Source organism: Caulobacter sp. AVps16 (genome assembly GCF_058681455.1).
In genome coordinates, this window is sequence record NZ_CM178739.1 from 3,838,509 (window position 1) to 3,856,513 (window position 18,005).

Sequence of the window (18,005 nt, forward strand, 5' to 3'; positions counted from 1 at the left end):
GACCCTAACCGCGCCCTTGCGTCGCGCCAATCGCGGCGGGCAGAGTATCGCGCCCTTCTGGAGTCGCTGAATGACCGTTTCCTCCTCGGCCGCAACGCGCAATGCCGTGGTTTTCCTGGCGGTGATCGCGGGCGGTGCAGCCCTGCTCTGGATGCGGGACATTCTGACGCCCCTGGCCCTGGCGGTGTTCCTCGCCGTGATGATCGACAGCTTTTCGCGCGTCCTGATCCAAAAGGCCCGATTTCCGAAGCACGTGGCCCTGCCGACCGCGATCGTCTTCCTGATCCTGCTGTTTGGCCTGTCCGTATGGTTGGTCGCCGAGAACAGTGCCGGCTTCGTCGACCAGCTGAAGACCTATGCGCCGAGGCTCAATGATGTGATCGCCAACCTGGCCCATGCGGTCGGCATCCATGTGGCCCCGACGATGGGTGACCTGATCACCCAGCTCAATCCGCAGCGTTTTGTCGGCGCGGCCGCCCAGAGCCTGCAGAACTTCGCGGCCAGCGCGGTGCTGGTTCTGATCTATCTGGGCTTCATCATCGCGTCCCGCCGCGGGTTCAGCCGCAAGATCGTCGCCCTGTTTCCGCAGTCGATCGAGCGCGGCCGGGCCATGGTGCTGTTTCACCGGATCCGCGACGGCATCGAGCAGTATCTGTGGATCCAGACCGTAACGGGCCTGATGATTGCCGTGGGAGCCTGGCTCGTCATGGCCCTGCTGCGGCTCGACAACGCCTTCTTCTGGGCCTTCCTGATTTTCCTGGCCAGCTACATCCCGATTGTCGGCGGTGCGATCGGCTGCTTCCTGCCGCCGCTGTTCGCCCTCGTGCAGTTCCCCGACAGCTTCGTGCCGGCCGTCGTCCTGTTCCTGGCCCTGCAGGCCATCTATTTCGTGGTTGGCAACATCGTCCTGCCGCGCATGCAGGGCGACAGCCTGAACATGGATCCGACCGTGGTTCTGCTCTCCCTGGCCCTCTGGGGTGCCTTGTGGGGCGTGCCGGGCATGTTTCTGTCAACGCCGCTGACCGTGGCCTTCATGGTCATTCTGGCCCAGTTTGACGGCTCGCGCTGGATCGCCATCCTGTTGTCGGAAGACGGCGATCCGCAGGTTGCCGGTGCGGCCTCGGACGGATCTAGCTCGGCTATCCCCACGCCTTCCACCGACACCCAACAGAAAGTCGCCGACGGGGACTTAAAATCCTGAAAGTGGCCCCTATCTCTGAAGTGTCCGACGCCCCCCCCATTGGTCGGACCCCGCGCGACGCAGCCTGGTTCTCCGGCGCGCCCGCTGCGGATAATGCCCGCCAGCCCCCCCCGGCGGGTCTGCGCCGCCGGTTCCCCCACCGGCGGCGCTTCCGTTGTTGCAAGACATTCCCAGAGCTCCTGAATTCGCAAGATCCTTTGCGTATTTTTGACGGCCTGGTTGAATCGCGCCCCAAAAAGTCTAGGTTGCTGCCAAAAAAACGCGAGGAAAACCCATGGTTGGTGCAAAAAATGACCCCCAGATTCAGGGGCCAGGTAGCGGCCAGCTGATCTCGGCTTTCGCCCAAGCCCTGGGGTCGTCGGTTGAGTCCCTGCCGGCCCAGGCCGGTCATTTTCTCGCCCAGGCCCAGGATGACTGGTCCGCTGACGAACTGCCCGGCTTTGACGCCGACGATACCGCTGTTGCGCTTGCCGATTTCTGGCGCTTCGGCGAGACGGTCGCTGACGTCGAGGAGCCGGCCATTCGCCTCCGGCCGGCCCGCAAGCCCGACGGAACGTCTCTGCGCGGAGATCTTCTTGAGATCATCCAGCTGGATCGGCCCTTCCTTGTCGACAGCATCATGGGCGCCGTAGCCGAAGCCGGCTTCCAGGTCCGCGCCATGTTCCACCCCGTGGCCGAGGTCGGCGGTCAGCGCCGCTCGATGATCCAGATCTATCTTGCGCCGGTGGGCGAGGATCGCGAAGCCGCCCTGATCCAGGCTGTCAGTGAAGCCCTGGCCGATGTCCGACTGGCCGTTCAGGACTTCGAGGCCATGCGCAACCTGATGCGCCGGACGATTACCGAACTGCGAGACACCAAGGTCGCCATTCCGGCGGAGGAGCGGGCTGAAGACCTCGACTTCCTCGACTGGCTGGCTGACGACCACTTCGTGTTCCTCGGTGCGCGGGTCTATGACTATCCCCGGACCAGCGATGGTGGTTATGCGGCCGAAGAGCCGCTGGACCGCCCCGAGGGAAATCTGGGTGTTCTTCGGGATGAAGTCCGGACCGTGCTGCGACGCGGCAGTGAGCCGGCCATCCTGTCGCGCCAGATTCGGGACCATATCGAGATCGGCGATCCGATTGTCGTCGCCAAGTCGAACCTGCGCTCGCGCGTCCATCGCCGCGGCTACATGGACTATGTCGGCGTGCGGCGGTACGGCGCTGACGGCAAGCCCTCCGGCGAGGTGCGCTTTGTCGGGCTGTTCACGGCCGAAGCCTACGAAACCCGCGCCTATGACGTGCCGCTGATCCGCCGCAAGGTGGCGCGGGTTCTGGAGAGCGCCAGCAAGGACCCCGATAGCCACAACGGCAAGCGGCTGCGCAACATCCTCGAGACCTGGCCGCGCGACGAACTGTTTCAGACGGACACCGACCAGTTGCTGAGCATGGCGCTGGGGGTTCTCCACCTCTATGACCGCCCGCGGGTGAGCCTGTTCTCCCGCCGTGATCCGTTTGACCGGTTCATATCCGCCCTGCTGTTCGTACCGCGGGAGCGCTATGATTCCGGCGTCCGCGAGCGGGCCGGCAAACTGCTCGCAGAAGCCTTTGGCGGCCGGGTTTCCGCCTATTATCCGAGCTTCACCGATGCGCCCCTCGCGCGGGTTCACTTCATCATCGGTGTGACCCCGGGGGACCATCGCGAACCGGAGATGGCCCAGCTGGAAGCGGCGATTGCCGAGACGGCCCGCACCTGGGAGGACCGCTTCGATGCAGCAATCCGCGACGGCGGCGCGCCTGGACGGGTCGGCTCGACCCTGGCGCGGTATGCCGGCGCCTTCCCGCCTGGTTATCGCGACCAGTATGACGCCGCTGAAGCCCTGGCCGATATCGAGGTCATCGATGCCCTGACCGAAGGCGAGGCCGTTCGTGTCCGGGCCTTCCGCCGTCCCGAAGACAGCGCCAAGACCTTCCGGTTCAAACTTTATCGACCGACTGCCGCCGCGCCCCTGGCCGACGTGCTGCCCATTCTCGAGCACATGGGCCTGAAGGCCCTGATCGAGGATGGCCACAAGGTTTCGCCCGTCGGTGACGGGGGTGAACCCGCGCCGGTCTGGGTCCATGAGTTCGTGCTGGCCGACGAGCAGGGCGAACACCTGACCTTCGGCGATGTGAAGCTTGCCTTCGAAGCGGCCTTCGTCGCCATCTGGACCGGTCGCGCCGAGAGCGACGGGTTCAACCGTCTGGTGCTGGAACTGGGGATCGGCTGGCGCGAAGCCGCCCTGATCCGGGGTCTGGCACGCTATCGCCAGCAATCGGGGCTCGACCCCAGCCAGGGCGTGCAGGAGCAGGCGCTTGCCGATCACCCCGGCGTGTCGCGCCTGATCCTCGACCTGTTCCAGACCAAGTTCGATCCGGCCATTCTCGTCGACCTGCCGACCCGCAAGGAGCAGGCCAAGGCGGTTGAGGCCAAGATCAGCGAGGCTCTGCAAGCCGTCGAAAGCCTGGACGCCGACCGGGTCCTGCGCCGGATCGCCGCCCTGGTCGGCGCGATCCAGCGCACCAACTTCTATCAGCCCGGGGCCGACGGTCAGCCCAAGCCCTATATCAGCTTCAAGATCGCCTCCCGCGAGCTTGAGGACCTGCCTGCGCCCAAGCCCTATCGCGAGATCTTCATTTCCGCGCCGCACATCGAAGGGGTGCATCTCCGCTTTGGGCCGGTGGCCCGCGGTGGTCTGCGCTGGTCCGATCGCCGGGATGATTTCCGCACCGAGGTGCTGGGGCTGGTCAAGGCCCAGCAGGTCAAGAATGCGGTCATCGTGCCGGTCGGCTCGAAGGGCGGCTTCTATCCCAAGCAGTTGCCGCGCGGCGGAACCCCCGAAGCGGTGCGCAACGAGGCGATCAGGGCCTACAAGACCTTCCTGTCGGGCCTGCTGGACATCACCGACAACATCGACGCCGACAACCGGGTCGTGCCGCCGCCCTCAGTCGTCGTCCATGACGGCGAGGACCCCTATCTGGTCGTGGCCGCCGACAAGGGCACGGCGACCTTCTCCGATATCGCCAACGGCGTGGCTGAAGACTACGGCTTCTGGCTGGGCGACGCCTTCGCCTCGGGCGGCTCGGTCGGCTATGACCACAAGGTCATGGGCATCACGGCCCGCGGGGCCTGGGAAGCGGTCAAGCGCCACTTCCGTGAAATGGGCAAGGACATCCAGACCCAACCCTTCACCGTGGTCGGGGTCGGCGACATGAGCGGCGACGTGTTCGGCAACGGCATGTTGCTATCCAAGCAGACCCGTCTGCTGGCCGCTTTCGATCACCGTCACATCTTCCTGGATCCCAATCCGGACACCGCCTCGTCCTGGGAAGAGCGCGACCGCATGTTCAAGCTGCCGCGGTCGTCGTGGGACGATTATGACCGCAGCAAGATCTCGCCGGGCGGCGGTGTGTTCGCGCGCAGCCTGAAGAGCATTCCGCTGTCGGCCGAGGTTCGGGCCCTGTTCGAGATCAAGGCCGAGGCCGTTTCCCCGGCCGAGCTGATGACCGCGATCCTGACCTCCAAGGCCGAGCTGCTCTATCTCGGCGGCATCGGCACCTATGTGAAGGCTAGGGGCGAGAGCCATGCCGACGCCGGAGACAAGGCCAATGATGCCGTGCGGGTCAATGGCTCCGAGCTGCGGGTCAAGGTGGTCGGCGAGGGCGCCAATCTGGGTCTGACCCAGGCCGGCCGCATCGAGTTCGCGGCGGCCGGAGGCCATATCAATACCGACGCCATCGACAATTCGGCCGGCGTCGACAGCTCCGACCATGAGGTCAATATCAAGATCCTGACCGGCCTGCTCGAACGGGCCGGGGAGCTGGATCGCCCCAGCCGCAACATCCTCCTGGCCTCGATGACCGACGATGTCGCCCATCACGTGCTGGAGCATAATTACGACCAGACCCTGGCCCTGACCCTGCTGGAAAGCGATGCCACCAGCGAGGTCGACTCCCAGATCCGTTACATGGTCAATCTGGAAAGCCGCGGACGCCTGGACCGCAAGGTCGAAGGTCTGCCGACCAATACCGTGCTGCTGGAACGCGGCGCGGCAGGCAAGGGTCTGACCCGGCCGGAACTGGCCGTGCTGCTGGCCTATGGCAAGCTCGACCTGTTCGACGAGATCGTTGCCTCCAATGCGCCGGACGATCCCTGGTTTGAGGCGACCCTGCGCGGCTATTTCCCCGCGGCGCTCGATCGCTATGCCGACCAGATGCAGAAGCACCGGCTGAAGCGCGAGATCATCGCCACGGTAGTCGGCAACCAGATGGTCAACATGTGTGGCCCGACCTTTGCGACGCGCCTGAAGGCCGCCGCGGGCTGCGATGTCACTGCCCTGGTCACCGGTTTCACGGCTGCGCGCCGGATTCTCGGCGCAGACGCCCTGTGGGCCCAGGTCGGCGCGCTGGACAACCACGCCTCGGCCGCCGGTCAGACGGCGCTCTACAAGGCCCTGGCCTATGCCCTGCGCAGCCTGACCTTCTGGCTGGCCCGACGGGCCTTCCGCGACAAGGCGTCGGTCAAGACCCTGGTCGACAACTACGGTCCGGCGGTTGCGGAGCTGCGCGACATGACCCCGGCCGTGCTGTCACCCTATGAGCAGAAGGCCGTGGCCAAGCGGGTCAAGGGCTACGTCGCCGAGGGTGCGCCGGAAGCCCTGGCCCAGGCCGTGGCGGCCCTGCAGCCCCTGACCATCGCCGCCGATCTGGTGGACCTGGCCGGCGGCTCCAGCTGGACCGTCAAGGCCGTGGCTCGGCTCTATCACCAGGCCGGGGCCGCTTTCGGCTTCGACCGACTGCGCGGCGCGGCCGGGTCCTTTGTCGGCGGCGACGCCTTCGAGCGTCTGGCCGTGCGCCGCCTGATCGAGGACCTGCTCAGTGAGCAGACCGCGATCACCCAGGCGGTGCTGAAGTTCTCGGCCAATGCCCAGGCCGGCGAGGATGAGCTTTCGGCCAAGGCGGCGGTGACCTCCTGGGCCGCCCTGCGGATGGATCGGGTGCGCTCGGCCAAGCGCACGGTCGAGGACATCGAGACCGCCGGTGGCGGCTGGACCTTCGCCAAGCTGACCATCGCCAATGCGGCGCTGCGCGAACTGGCCAACGCAGGCTAGGGTTGGATTTCGGTCTCCCCCAGCCGGGGGAGGCCGAAGGGGGGCTTGGGATGCACCAGGATGATCGGCGCCGCGTGGCGTGGGCTGCCTATGAATGGGCGCAACAGCCCTACTGGGCGCTGATCGCCACCTTCATCTTCACCCCCTATTTCGCGGCCGGCTTTGTGGGCGATGCGGCGCGGGGCCAGAGTCTGCTGGGCTATGCCGGTGCGGTGTCGGGCCTGGCGATCGCGGTGCTGAGTCCCCTGGTCGGCGCAGCCGTCGACGCCCGGCGCAATCCACGCACCTGGCTGATCGCCCTTGCTGTTCCGTTTGTTCTGGCCAGCGCCGGCCTGTGGCTGGCGACGCCGGGCGATACCTCGCGTATTCTGCCCGTCCTGGCCTGCCTGGTCGTGGCGGGGGTCACGGCCGAGCTCGGCGGCTCGGTGATGAACGCCCTGCTGCCGCTCGTCGCCCGACCGGGCCAGGTCGGCCGGCTGTCCGGTACGGCCTGGGCCATGGCCTATGTCGGGGCCCTCATCTCGCTGTTCATCGTGCTGTTCGCCTTCTCGCTGCCGGACAAGCCGATGCTCGGTCTGGACAAGGCCCTGCACGAGCCGGACCGCATTGTGGGCCCGATGGTCGCCCTGTGGTTCCTGCTGTTCAGCTGGCCTTTGATGATCAGCGCCCCGACGCCGCCGGCCGTCGCGCCGGACGCCAGACCCCTGGCCGAGTTGTGGACGACGATCAAAACCCTTCCGTCCCGGCCCCACATGTTGAAGTTCCTGGTCGGCCGGATGCTGCTGGGCGACGGGATTTCCAGCTTCATCGCCTTTGGCGGTGTGCTGGCGGCCGGACTGTTCGGCTGGACGACGACGGAGCTGGGCCTCTATGCCATCGCCCTTTCGGTGACGGCCGGCATCGGGACCTTCATCGGCGGTCGTGTGGATCAGAGGCTTGGGTCCCGCAAGACCGTGCTGATCGCCGTGGCCGTGGTGCTGTTCGGTGCTGCCGGGATCGGCTGCGTCGGCACGGACCGGCTGTTCTTCCTGATTCCGGTCGCACCGCCCGTGGACGGCGGAGCCCTGTTCGCCAGCACGTCCGAGCAGGTCTATCTGTTCTTCAGCCTGTTTGTCGGCCTGACCTTCGGGCCTGCCCAGGCGTCGCTGCGGGCCTGGATGGCCGAGCTGGCCCCGGTCGGAGAGTCCGGCCGCTGGTTCGGCCTCTACGCCCTGTCCGGCAAGGCCACGGCCTTTCTGGCCCCCCTGATCATCGCCATCGGCACCAGTGCCTTTGGCGATCAGCGGATCGCGGTGGCCGTTTCCGCCAGTTTCATGATCGCCGGAGCCCTGGTCCTGTTCCGAACGCCGGACCGGCCGCCCGCCGCCTGAGCTTGAGCCTGAGGTTGTAAATCCGGGCCTGTCAGGTCTAGGCTGCCCCGGAAATGCCTGGGGGGGCACATGATCAAGTCACGAATCGTCCTGCTGGATTCCCTGCGGGGCCTGGGGGTGCTGGGCATCCTGCTTTGCAATGCGCCGGACTTCGCCGTCACGGCCGGCCTGGCCGAGTCGGTGCGGCACTGGCCGCATGGCACGGGTGCCGACACGGTCTCGGTCTGGGTCGCCACCCAGTGGTTGTTCCAGCGCAAGTTCGTGACCCTGTTCTCGATGCTGTTCGGCGTCTCGATCTTCCTGGTCGGGGGCGAACGGTCCGAGACCGAAAAGGGGGCCATCCTGCGCAAGCGGCTGATGTGGATGGTGCTCTTTGGCCTGCTGCACGGCTTTGCGATCTGGTTCGGCGATGTGCTGCTGAGCTACGCCCTGGCCGGTTTCGTCGTGATGTTTGCCCGCTCCTGGGCCCCCAGCCGGCTGTTCAAGGTCGGGATCGGCATCTGGATCGGCTTCAGCCTGCTGATGGTGGCCGGTACGGTCGCGGCTCTGTTCATCCCGCAGGATGCGGCCAAGGAGGCGGCCCGGACCGCCAAGGAGGCGGCCGAGAACAGTGCCGCCGCCGCCCAGTATGCTGGGACCTTCCTGCAGTCCCTGATCCAGAACGCCAAGGACCGCCTGCCCCTGCTGGCCGGGGAGCCAATCATTGCGGTGATGACCACCAGCCTGATGCTGATCGGTCTGGGCTGCTTCAAGACCGGAGTCCTGACCGGCGAGGCCTCGAAGAAGACCTATGTCATTCTCACCGTCGTCGGACTGCTGGCCCTCGCGGTCACGGGCGGGCTCTTCATCACCTTTGCCTTGACCGGACTGCCCAAGCCGCTCGGCATGGCGGCCGGGGTCGTGCAGATGGCCACCGCGCCCCTGACCACCCTGGCCTATGTCAGCCTGGTGGTGTTCGCCTCGCGGTCGGCAGGCTTCTGGAAGAAGATCCCGGAGATCCTGGCCCCGGTCGGCCAGATGGCCTTCACCAACTACCTGACCCAGTCCGTGATCATGACCGCGATCTTCTATGGCGGCCGGGGGCTGAACCTGCATGGCAAGGTCGACCGGCCGGTCCTGGCCCTGATCGTCGTCGGCGTCTGGATCCTGCAGATCCTGTGGTCGAAATGGTGGATGGACCGCTTCACCATGGGGCCGCTGGAGTGGTTCTGGCGTCGGCTCTATCGCGGCCCGACCCCGATCCTGAAGGCCAGGGCCGTAGCCTAGCCGTCCAGGCCCTGCCACAGGGCCTGGCTGAAATAGTCCCGGGTCTGGGCAAACAGGTCGGGCCGGTAGCGGGCGCGCGGATCATTGGCCCGGTCATCGTCAAAGGCGTGGGTGGCGTCGGCATGGAACACGGTGTCGACGCCCAGACCGTCGGCGATCAGCCGCTCCAGGGCGCGCTTGGGGGCCTTCCAGCCCACCACCTGGTCGCGGCCGGCCAGTACGGCAAACACCTTCGGCCCGCCGCCGCCCCAGCCCTGTCGCGTGGTCAGGGCGGGATAGCCGGCATAGGGATAGACCAGCAGCGCGCCATGGACCCGGTCGCGCAGCTTGGCCGGATCGGCGTCGGCCAGACCCGTCACCGCGCCGACCCGTGGGCCGAGGGCAAAGGCGTCCATGATCGTCCAGCCGCCATGGCTCCAGCCGGCCAGGAAGATCCGCCGCGGATCGGCCCAGGCCTCGCCTTCGAGCCAGGCCATGACTCCGAACAGGTCGGCGGCTCGCCTGTGTCCGCGCAGCCTCAGGCCGGTACAGACCGTCAGCTTGGCGTCCAGGCTCGACAGGCCGCGCGGCTCAAGGGAATCGACGACCACGGCCGCATAGCCGGCCTCGACGGCCGTCTGGGCATAGGCCTCGAGAAACGGCGTCTTGCCGCCGCAGCCGTGCAGGATCAGCGCCACCGGGAAGGGGCCGGCGCCCTCGGGTTTAAACACCCGCGAGTGCTCGATGACCTTGGCTCCCCAGGTGGCGCTTTGCATCATCGGGATCCTAGTGCCTGAATACCCGTACGCCGGTGAAGGCCATGGTCAGGCCCAGGCGGTCGGCGGCCTCGATCACCTCGCCGTCACGCATCGAGCCGCCCGGCTGGATGATCGCGGTGGCTCCGGCCTCGGCGGCCTGGATCAGCCCGTCGGCGAACGGGAAGAAGGCTTCCGAGGCGCAGGCGCAGCCCGCCAGGTCGAGGCCGAAATCGGCGGCGCGCAGGGCGGCGATCCGGGCCGAATCCTTGCGGTTCATCTGGCCGGCCCCGACACCGAGGGTCTGGCCGGCGCGGGCATAGACGATGGCATTGGACTTGACGTGCTTGCCCACCGTGAAGGCGAACAGCATGTCGCGGACCTCTTCGTCCGTCGGCTGACGCTTGGTGACGATCTTCAGGTCCGACGCCGTGATCCGGGCATCGTCACGCGACTGCACGAGGAAACCCCCGGCCACGCTCTTGAAGGTGTCGCCGCTCGACAGGGCGTCCGGCAGGCCGCCGGTGACCAGCAGGCGCAGGTTCTTCTTGGCCGCAAATACGGCAATGGCGTCATCGTCCGCCTCCGGCGCGATCACCACCTCGGTGAAGATCTCGACCATCTGCAGGGCCGCCTCGCGGGTCAGGCGGCTATTGACCGCCACGATGCCGCCGAAGGCCGAGGTCGGGTCACAGGCCAGGGCCCGCTCATAGGCCTCGCGCTGGTTTGCGCCGACGGCCACGCCGCAGGGGTTGGCGTGCTTGATGATCGCCACGGCCGGACCGGCCGCCGGATCGAACTCGGCGATCAACTCGAAGGCGGCGTCGGTGTCATTGATGTTGTTGTAGGACAGTTCCTTGCCCTGCAGCTGGGTCGCCGTGGCCACCCCGACGCGAGGGTTGGGGAAGGCGTAGAAGGCCGCCTTCTGGTGCGGGTTCTCGCCATAGCGCATCACCTGGCGCAGCTCGCCGGCGATCGCCTTGCGAGCCGGGAAGTCCTGACCGAGGGCGGCCGCGAACCAGGCGCTGATCGCCGAGTCATAGGCCGCCGTGCGGGCATAGGCGCGGGCCGCAAGGGTCTGGCGCAGGACCAGGCTGGTGCCGCCGCCGGCGGCCAGGGCGTCCAGCACCTCGGCGAGGTCCGAAGGGTCGGTACAGACGGCGACATAGCCGTGGTTCTTGGCCGCCGAGCGGATCATGGCCGGGCCGCCGATGTCGATGTTCTCGACGCATTCGGCATAGCTGCCGCCCTTGGCCACGGTGGCCTCGAACGGATACAGATTCACATAGAGGATATCGATGCCGCCGATGCCGTGCTCGGCCATGGCCTGGGCGTGTTCGGGGGCGTCACGCACGCCCAGCAGGCCGCCGTGGACGATGGGGTGCAGGGTCTTGACCCGGCCATCCATCATTTCGGGAAAGCCCGTCAGGTCCGAGACGTCCTTGACCGGCAGGCCGGCCGCCGCGATCGCCGCCTTGGTGCCGCCGGTCGAGACCAGTTCGACGCCGGCCGCGTGCAGCACCCGGGCCGCCTCGACCAGGCCGGTCTTGTCGGAGACCGACAGCAGGGCGCGCTTGGGCGCAACGAGATCGGGGGCGGCGGGATAGTCGGGGGCGGCGGGCACAGCGGGACTCCGGGTCTGGTGAAACGAGACAGTGAGGAGCCCAGGCGCGCGGCAATCTGCGTTCGAGCTCCCCGGTGGTTGCCCACCTCCAGCGCCAGTCACCCGAACGGGGCGGAAAATACGGGGGAAGCCCGGGGAGTCAATCGCGCCTTGCGTGCGCCGCCGCTGCTCGGCTTCCCGGTCACCCCTTGAGGCAGGGTTCCGGTGTGGGCCCGCCCGCCAGAACCGTGTTCAGGCTGGCCAGCAAGCCCTGGATGCTGACGGGCTTGGCCAGATGCAGGTCAGCGCCGGCATCCAGACAGGCCTTGACCTGATGGGGCATGGCATTGGCGGTGAGGGAAATGATCGGGGTGCGCCGGGTGCTTAGCTGACCTTCCCGGGCGCGGATCGCGGCTATGGCGGCCAGGCCGTCCAGGACCGGCATCTGGGTGTCCATCAGTACGACGTCAAAGGGGTTGCTATCAAAGGCCTCGATCGCCGCCTGGCCGTCGGCCGCCACGGTAACGTCGGCGACGTCGGCCAGCATCAGGCAGACTACCTGTTGGTTGGTGGGATGGTCTTCGGCCAGCAGCACCCGCAGCCGGGGCGCCTCGGCCCAGGCCGCCGAGGGGTCGAGGACTGGCTCCGGCACCGGGGCCTGGCTGGCCGTCAGTGGGGCATGAAAGGTGAAAGTGGCCCCGGCCCCGGGCCGGGCGGTACAAACGATATCGCCGCCCATCAACCGGGCCAGCCGCCGGGCTATGGGCAAGCCCAGGCCAGTGCCGCCGACCTTGCGGGTCACCGAGCCGTCAGCCTGCTGGAAGCGTTCGAACAGCCGATCGCCGGTGGCGGGGTCGAAGCCTTCACCGCTGTCGCTGACCGTAACGGTCAGCCCCAGTCGTCCGTCGGCCTGCAGCTGCGTCCCGGCCTGGATGGCAACCACACCCCGGGCGGTGAACTTGACCGCATTGCTGGTCAGGTTGGCGATGATCTGGCGCAGACGCAGGGCGTCGCCCGAGGCGTGATCGTGGAAGTCTTCGGCAAAGGTGAGCTGAAAGGTCAGGCCCTTGTTCTGGGCCACGGCCTCGAAGACGGCAACGGCGGCGCTGACCGCTTCGCGCAGATCCAGGGGCTCCTCGGCCAGATCCAGAGCCCCGGCCTCAATCTTCGACAGGTCCAGGATGTCGCTGAGCAGCAGGTTGAGCGTGCGCCCCGAATTGAGGATAACCGCCATCATCTCGCGCTGGGCCTCGTCCAGGGCGGTGCGGCTGAATACCTCGGCCATGCCGACCACGCCGTTGAGCGGTGTGCGGATCTCGTGGCTCATATTGGCCAGGAATTCGCTCTTGGCGATGCTGCCGGCCTCGGCCTTTTCAAGGGCCTGGGCCAGAGCGGCGGCGTTGGCCTTGCGCCCAGTGATGTCCTCGCAGATCACCAGCAGGTGGCGGCGACCATCCTCGCCCGAAACGGCGATCTTGCGGGTCTGTAGCCAGCGGCGGCCGTTGTGCGGCGTGTCCAGCGGCTCCTCGTCGATGGTGACCAGTTCGCCGCTCTCCACCACCTGACGGTCTACGGCGGCGAAGTAATCAGCCTGTTCGAGGGGGAAGAAGTCGTGGTCGTTCTTGCCCAGCAGGTCGGCGCGCGACAAGCCCAGCAGATCTTCGGCGGTCCGGTTGACCAGCAGGAAGCGGCCCGTATCGCCGTCCTTGACGAACAGCGCGGCCGGCACGTTCTCGATCACGGCGTCGAGGAAGGACTGAGCGGACCGGGCCTGTTCCTGGCCACGGCGCAGGTCGGTAATGTCGACACAGGTGGTTACAATGCCGCCCGAAGGCGTGCGCCGGTTTTCAAAGCGCAGATGCTCGCCGAATTCCTCCCGAAACTCCTCGGCCATATCAAGCTTGCGGCGGGCCAACTGATGGGCGAGCCAAGCATCGGGCGCAGCAGACCCCTCGGGATAGCGCCCTGCGGCCAGTCCGGCGAGCAGCAGATCCTCGAACCGCGCCAGCGGCGTCAGTACGATGCCCCAATTGGCCCACAGACGCGCATAGCGTGCGTTCCACATGAGGCACCGGTCATCGGCGTCGAACACCGCGAAACCGTTGGGCACCACATCGAGGGCGGCCTGCAGGGTAGCGGTCACAGTCGAGGTCTGGTCCAGAGCTCCGGCGATCATATGGCCTCAAACTGCGCGTGCAGCGGTAATCTGCGGTGCCTAGGATTTAGACCGACTCGGCTAGCGGCGGCCTTGCGACGATTTGTCTCGTGGGGTGAGGAGATGAAGTTCCTCTCCCTTTCTGGGGGCGGATGAAAAGGTCCAGCCTGACGCCTGCCAAGCCCGCGTCGTTCAGAGCTTAAGCGCCCCCCGCCCGCCCCCTCACCGCCTTGAACAACATCGCCATCTCGATGTGCGTATCCACATACCGCCGCTCGAACAGCCAGGTCAGCAGGGCGTCATAACAATCGTCGTAGTCGGCCGTGGTCACGCTTGCCGGCGCCTGTGCCTCGCGCACCAGCACCGCCCAGAGCGCCGGAGCCTCGGCGGCCAGGGCCGTGCAGACCTCGGCGACCTCGTCCTGGCTGTAGTCAGGCACCTGCCGTAAGCGGCCGGGATCCAGCGGCGGCCGTCGCGCGAACCCCACCGCCTAGCCCTCGGCCCGGGTCAGCTTCCAGCGGATCTTGGCCCCGACCTCGGGGCGGACCTGGCTCTTCAGCACGATCTGGCCGGCCTTGCGGGCCTGGCCGTGGTCGAAATGGGCCGAGGCGGCGATCTCGACGTCGACGGCGTCATTGCGCAGCCACCAACCGACATTGGACGGCCCGCGGATCAGCACGCTCTTGCCGTCGCGGGCGATCGAGGCGCGGGCGTCTGGGTGGAGGTGGAAGCGGGCAGCGAAGGGCAGATAGCGGCGCGGGCCGGCGGCGTCGCCGGGGGCGATGGGGATCAGGCTGTCCTCGCCGCGCAGTTCGTCGTGGGTGATGTCCAGGAACAGCCGGCGGGCGTGCGAGAGGCCCAGGCGTCGCCAGCCGTCATGGACGACGTCCAGCCAGACCCCGTTCTCGGCGTCATGGCGCTTGATCTGAACATCGGTCGCGCCATCGACCAGCCAGGGGCCCAGGGCGTGGGCACGGAAGCCTGACAGGGGACGGCCGGCCGAGCCATCTCCGACCGACAGGGTCGAGGCGGCATCCGACAGGCGGAAGGCATGGGCACCCCCGGCCTCGGGGCTCCAGCCGCAGCTGGTGATCAGCCGGTCCTTGCCGCAGACGATCTCGATGGCGGCCGGCTGGGCGCAAGCGGCGCGACTCAGCACGCCGGTGGCCGGGATGCCGGCATCGGCCATGATCTGCAGACTGGCACCCTGCAAGCGCTCATAGCCGCTGTGGCTGGCCGAGAAGGGCGGGCGCGGACCGGCATCGTCATGGGCCAGGGCGGCGGCGATGCGGGTGGAGGGCACGGCCTCGCCGCCATGGAAGGCCGCCAGCTGACCATCGGCCAGGGTGAAGAACCGTGTCGCCGAGGCCAGGCGGTCGATGGCCCGGCTGACGGCCTCCGGCGAGGGGCGGCCGCGCTGGCCGAGGGCATCGTCGAGGGTCAGGAGGTCGAACAGCAGCTCCAGCCCGGCCTCGGGCGAGCGGCTGGCATGGCCTCCGTCGCCCAGCACGATGCGGTCGATCTCACGGGCAATGATCTTCAGGCCCTGGTCGATCAGGCGCTCGCCCGGCCGGTCGGCCAGGACACAGCCGGCAATGGTCACGGTCACGGCCCGTTCCAGGGTCCGGTCCGGGGCGTCGGAGGCCTTGAGCAGCTGGCGGGCCTGGCGGGCCAGGTCCAGGGTCAGGTCGGCGACCTCGGCGTCGGAGCCCTCGCTCGCCAGGGTGCGGGCGGCGCAGGCCAGGTGAAAAACCCGCCGCTCTAGGCATTCGCCGCTCCAGGAAAAGGCGTTCCAGCGGCCGAAGACCCGGCGCCAGTCGTCCAGCAGGCGCAGGGCGCGGCGGGCCCCGGCATTGTGGCCCTCCTGGCTGCCGGCGGCGACCAGATCAGGCAGCCAGTCGAAGCGGTGCAGGGCCAGGGCGAAGCGGCGCGAGGGGCTGGGGGTGTCGAAGGGATCGCCGGCCTCGCCCAGGCGCAGGGCCCCGCCCGACAGGGTCATGATCCCGGCCAGGATCTTGCGGCCATGCTCGGGATCGACGGGACGCGGATCGTGGGGCCGGGCCGCCAGGCCGCCGGGCCGCGGCAGGGTGATCAGCAGCCGGTGCGGCGGCGAGCCGAACCATTCGCGTTCGACGTGCCGCTTGATGTTGGCCCCGATCGCCCGCGACAGGATCCCGCCGCGCGGAAGGGCGGGGAATCCTGAGAAGAGGCGCGCGATGCGTTCGGCCACCATCGAGGCGATCAGCCGCCCTTCAGTGCGCGGATATTGCCGGCATAGGCCTCGGGTCCGCCCTTGAACACCGCCGAGCCGGCGACCAGGGCCGTGGCCCCGGCGGCGACACATTGCGGGGCGGTAGCCGGGGTCACGCCGCCGTCGACCTCGATGATGATGTCCAGGCCCGCCCTGTCGACCATCTTGCGCAGGGCCTCGACCTTGCGCAGCTGGCCGGGAATGAAGCTCTGGCCGCCAAAGCCCGGATTGACCGACATGACCAGCAGCAGGTCGACGTCTTCCAGGATCCACTCGACATGGTCGATCGAGGTCGAGGGATTGAACACCACCCCGGCCTTGGCCCCCAGCTCGCGGATGCGCTTGAGCGAACGGTGCAGGTGCGGTCCGGCCTCGGGATGGATGCTGATGATGTCCGCCCCGGCGGCGCGGAAGGCTTCGAGATAGGGGTCTGCCGGGCTGATCATCAGGTGGACGTCAAAGGGGATACTGGCATGCGGCCGGATGGCTTTGACGATGTCAGGGCCCAGGGTGATGTTGGGCACGAAATGGCCGTCCATCACGTCGACATGCACCCAGTCGGCACCGGCCGCTTCGATGGCGGCGACCTCCTGGCCGAGCTTGGCAAAGTCGGAGGCGAGGATGGACGGGGCGATGAGCGGTGCGGCGGTCATGCCCTTGGCTTAACCGGGGTCGCCGCGTGGGACAAGCGAACGGATGGTCGCGCCCGCCAACTCAGTCCTGGCGGACAAACCGGGCTGCGAAAAAGCCGTCCTGGCCGCCTTCGAGATGATGGGGCAGCAGGCGAAGCGTACCGCGGGTCGTCAGGCTTGCGGCCGGCGAACCGGCCTCGCCCGCCGTGACCGGATCCAGGCGCATGTCGGGCCGGCGGGCCAGGAAGGCCTCGACCTGGGCCTCGCCCTCTTCGGGCTCCAGCGAGCAGACGCAATAGACCAGCCGGCCGCCGGGCCGGGTCCGGTCGGCGGCGGCGTCGAGCAGGCGGGCCTGAACGGCGGCGAGGCTGGCCACATCGCCGGGGCGAGCGGCCCACAGCACGTCGGGATGGCGACGGAAGGTGCCGGTAGCCGAGCAGGGGGCATCGAGCAGTACGGCGTCGAAGGTCCGGCTGTCGTCCCAGGCCCCGGCGTCGGCGGCCACGACCTCTGCGGTCAGGGCCATGCGGCGGAAATTGTCGGTCAGGCGCTCCAGCCGTGCGGCCGAGCGGTCGACGGCGGTGACCACGGCGCCGGCCGCAGCCAGTTGCAGGCTCTTGCCGCCCGGCGCAGCGCAGAGGTCTACGGCGGTCTCGCCGGGCTTGACGTTCAGCAGGCGGGCGGGGATGGCGGCAGCGGCGTCCTGCACCCACCAGCCGCCCTCTTCAAAGCCCGGCCAGGCGGCGACGTCGCCCTTGCGGGCCAGGCGCAGGGTGCCGCCGGGCAGCACCTCGCCCTCAAGGCGTTCAGCCCAGGACTCGGCCAAGGCGGGGTCCTTCAGCGACAGGTCGGTGGCCGGCTCCTTGGCGATTTCCGAGGCGACGGCGCGGGCGGTCTCGACCCCCCAGGCGCTGGTCCAGCGCGAGATCAGCCAGGGCGGTGCCAGGTGCTCGGGATCGTCCGACGGCGGGCCGTCGCGCAGCAGGCCGCGCAGCACGGCATTGACCAGACCCTTGAACGGCCGGCTGGCCTTGTTGGCCCCGGCCAGTTCGACGCTGGTGGCGACGGCGGCAAAGGCCGGCACCTCGAGATAGAAGGCCTGGACGGCTCCCAGGCGCAGCAGGTTGCGCACGCGCGGCGGCGGCTCTCTCTGCAGCTTGGCTGAAAGGGCGCGGTCGATCGGTCCGAGGCGGCGCAGGGTAGCCATGGCCAGGGCGCGGGCAAAGGCGCGCTCGCGCGGTTCCAGGAAGCGGAAACCGTGGGCGGATGCGGCTTCGTCGAGGCCGCCGCGACGCGACAGGGCCGCGTCGATCAGGTTAAGCGCAGCTTCCCGGGCGGGGAGGCCGTCATTGAGTTCATGATTCACCGCCCCGCCGTGCCTTGTGACGCGACGGAGCGCAAGGGGCTTGGATGAATTGGCGCAGGGGTCGTGCTATGGAAGCGACATGTCCGAGCCCGAAAACACCCCGAATCCCGAGGCCCTGGGGGCCGCCCCCGACAAGGTCCTGACCCCCGCCGCCCTGCGCGCCCTTGAAGAAGCCGCCGCCCGCCGTGCCGCCGCTGAAGCGATGATCCTGGCCGACGAACAGGGCGGCCGCGACGGCCCCGAACCGACCCGGTTCGGCGACTGGGAACGCAAGGGCGTGGCGGTTGATTTCTGAGGCA

Annotated in this window: 12 protein-coding genes and 1 riboswitch; of the genes, 5 read left to right on the forward strand and 7 right to left on the reverse strand. The window is 68.1% G+C overall.

The features are described 5' to 3' along the window. The first annotated feature begins 70 nt into the window (after positions 1-70). The 4 genes from ACW17U_RS18435 (at position 71) to ACW17U_RS18450 (ending at position 8,965) form a co-directional block, all read left to right on the forward strand. Complete coding sequence (locus tag ACW17U_RS18435; RefSeq protein WP_084746111.1) at positions 71-1,201, forward strand: AI-2E family transporter; 1,131 nt, start codon at positions 71-73, stop codon at positions 1,199-1,201. Between the two features lie 274 nt (positions 1,202-1,475). Next, positions 1,476-6,329, forward strand: a complete 4,854-nt coding sequence (locus tag ACW17U_RS18440; protein ID WP_492054303.1) for an NAD-glutamate dehydrogenase — start codon at positions 1,476-1,478, stop codon at positions 6,327-6,329. 50 nt (positions 6,330-6,379) lie between these two features. Next, on the forward strand, positions 6,380-7,699 hold the full coding sequence (locus ACW17U_RS18445) for an MFS transporter (RefSeq protein WP_492054304.1): 1,320 nt from the start codon (positions 6,380-6,382) through the stop codon (positions 7,697-7,699). A gap of 69 nt (positions 7,700-7,768) precedes the next feature. After that, positions 7,769-8,965 carry a DUF418 domain-containing protein gene (locus ACW17U_RS18450; protein ID WP_492054305.1) on the forward strand — a complete coding sequence of 399 codons (1,197 nt, stop codon included), beginning with the start codon at positions 7,769-7,771 and terminating at the stop codon, positions 8,963-8,965. Here ACW17U_RS18450 and ACW17U_RS18455 read toward each other — a convergent pair. From ACW17U_RS18455 to ACW17U_RS18485, 7 genes are all read right to left on the reverse strand, one after another. Further along, positions 8,962-9,720, reverse strand: a complete 759-nt coding sequence (locus ACW17U_RS18455) for a dienelactone hydrolase family protein (protein WP_492054306.1) — start codon at positions 9,718-9,720, stop codon at positions 8,962-8,964. The two genes, ACW17U_RS18450 and ACW17U_RS18455, sit on opposite strands and share 4 nt — an antisense overlap. Before the next feature lie 10 nt (positions 9,721-9,730). Continuing rightward, complete coding sequence (gene purH, locus ACW17U_RS18460; RefSeq protein WP_492054307.1) at positions 9,731-11,323, reverse strand: bifunctional phosphoribosylaminoimidazolecarboxamide formyltransferase/IMP cyclohydrolase; 1,593 nt, start codon at positions 11,321-11,323, stop codon at positions 9,731-9,733. Between the two features lie 31 nt (positions 11,324-11,354). Next, positions 11,355-11,435: riboswitch (ZMP/ZTP riboswitch) on the reverse strand. Between the two features lie 69 nt (positions 11,436-11,504). Continuing rightward, positions 11,505-13,478, reverse strand: a complete 1,974-nt coding sequence (locus tag ACW17U_RS18465; RefSeq protein ID WP_492054308.1) for a hybrid sensor histidine kinase/response regulator — start codon at positions 13,476-13,478, stop codon at positions 11,505-11,507. 178 nt (positions 13,479-13,656) lie between these two features. Further along, on the reverse strand, positions 13,657-13,896 hold the full coding sequence (locus ACW17U_RS18470; RefSeq protein WP_492054309.1) for a hypothetical protein: 240 nt from the start codon (positions 13,894-13,896) through the stop codon (positions 13,657-13,659). Positions 13,897-13,947: 51 nt separating this feature from the next. Further along, a complete protein-coding gene (locus ACW17U_RS18475; protein WP_062150262.1) occupies positions 13,948-15,690 on the reverse strand; it encodes a heparinase II/III family protein in 1,743 nt (580 codons plus the stop codon). Between the two features lie 8 nt (positions 15,691-15,698). Further along, positions 15,699-16,361: a ribulose-phosphate 3-epimerase gene (gene rpe / locus ACW17U_RS18480; protein WP_062150259.1), complete on the reverse strand. Its 663-nt coding sequence runs from the start codon at positions 16,359-16,361 to the stop codon at positions 15,699-15,701. 61 nt (positions 16,362-16,422) lie between these two features. After that, positions 16,423-17,706 (reverse strand): RsmB/NOP family class I SAM-dependent RNA methyltransferase, encoded by a 1,284-nt coding sequence (locus ACW17U_RS18485; RefSeq protein WP_492054310.1) that lies wholly within the window; start codon positions 17,704-17,706, stop codon positions 16,423-16,425. A 79-nt stretch (positions 17,707-17,785) separates the two neighbouring features. Here ACW17U_RS18485 and ACW17U_RS18490 point away from each other — a divergent pair, with 79 nt between their 5' ends. Beyond that, entirely contained in the window at positions 17,786-18,001 is a 216-nt protein-coding gene (locus ACW17U_RS18490) for a DUF1674 domain-containing protein (protein WP_084746108.1), read from the forward strand. Positions 18,002-18,005 lie beyond the last annotated feature (4 nt).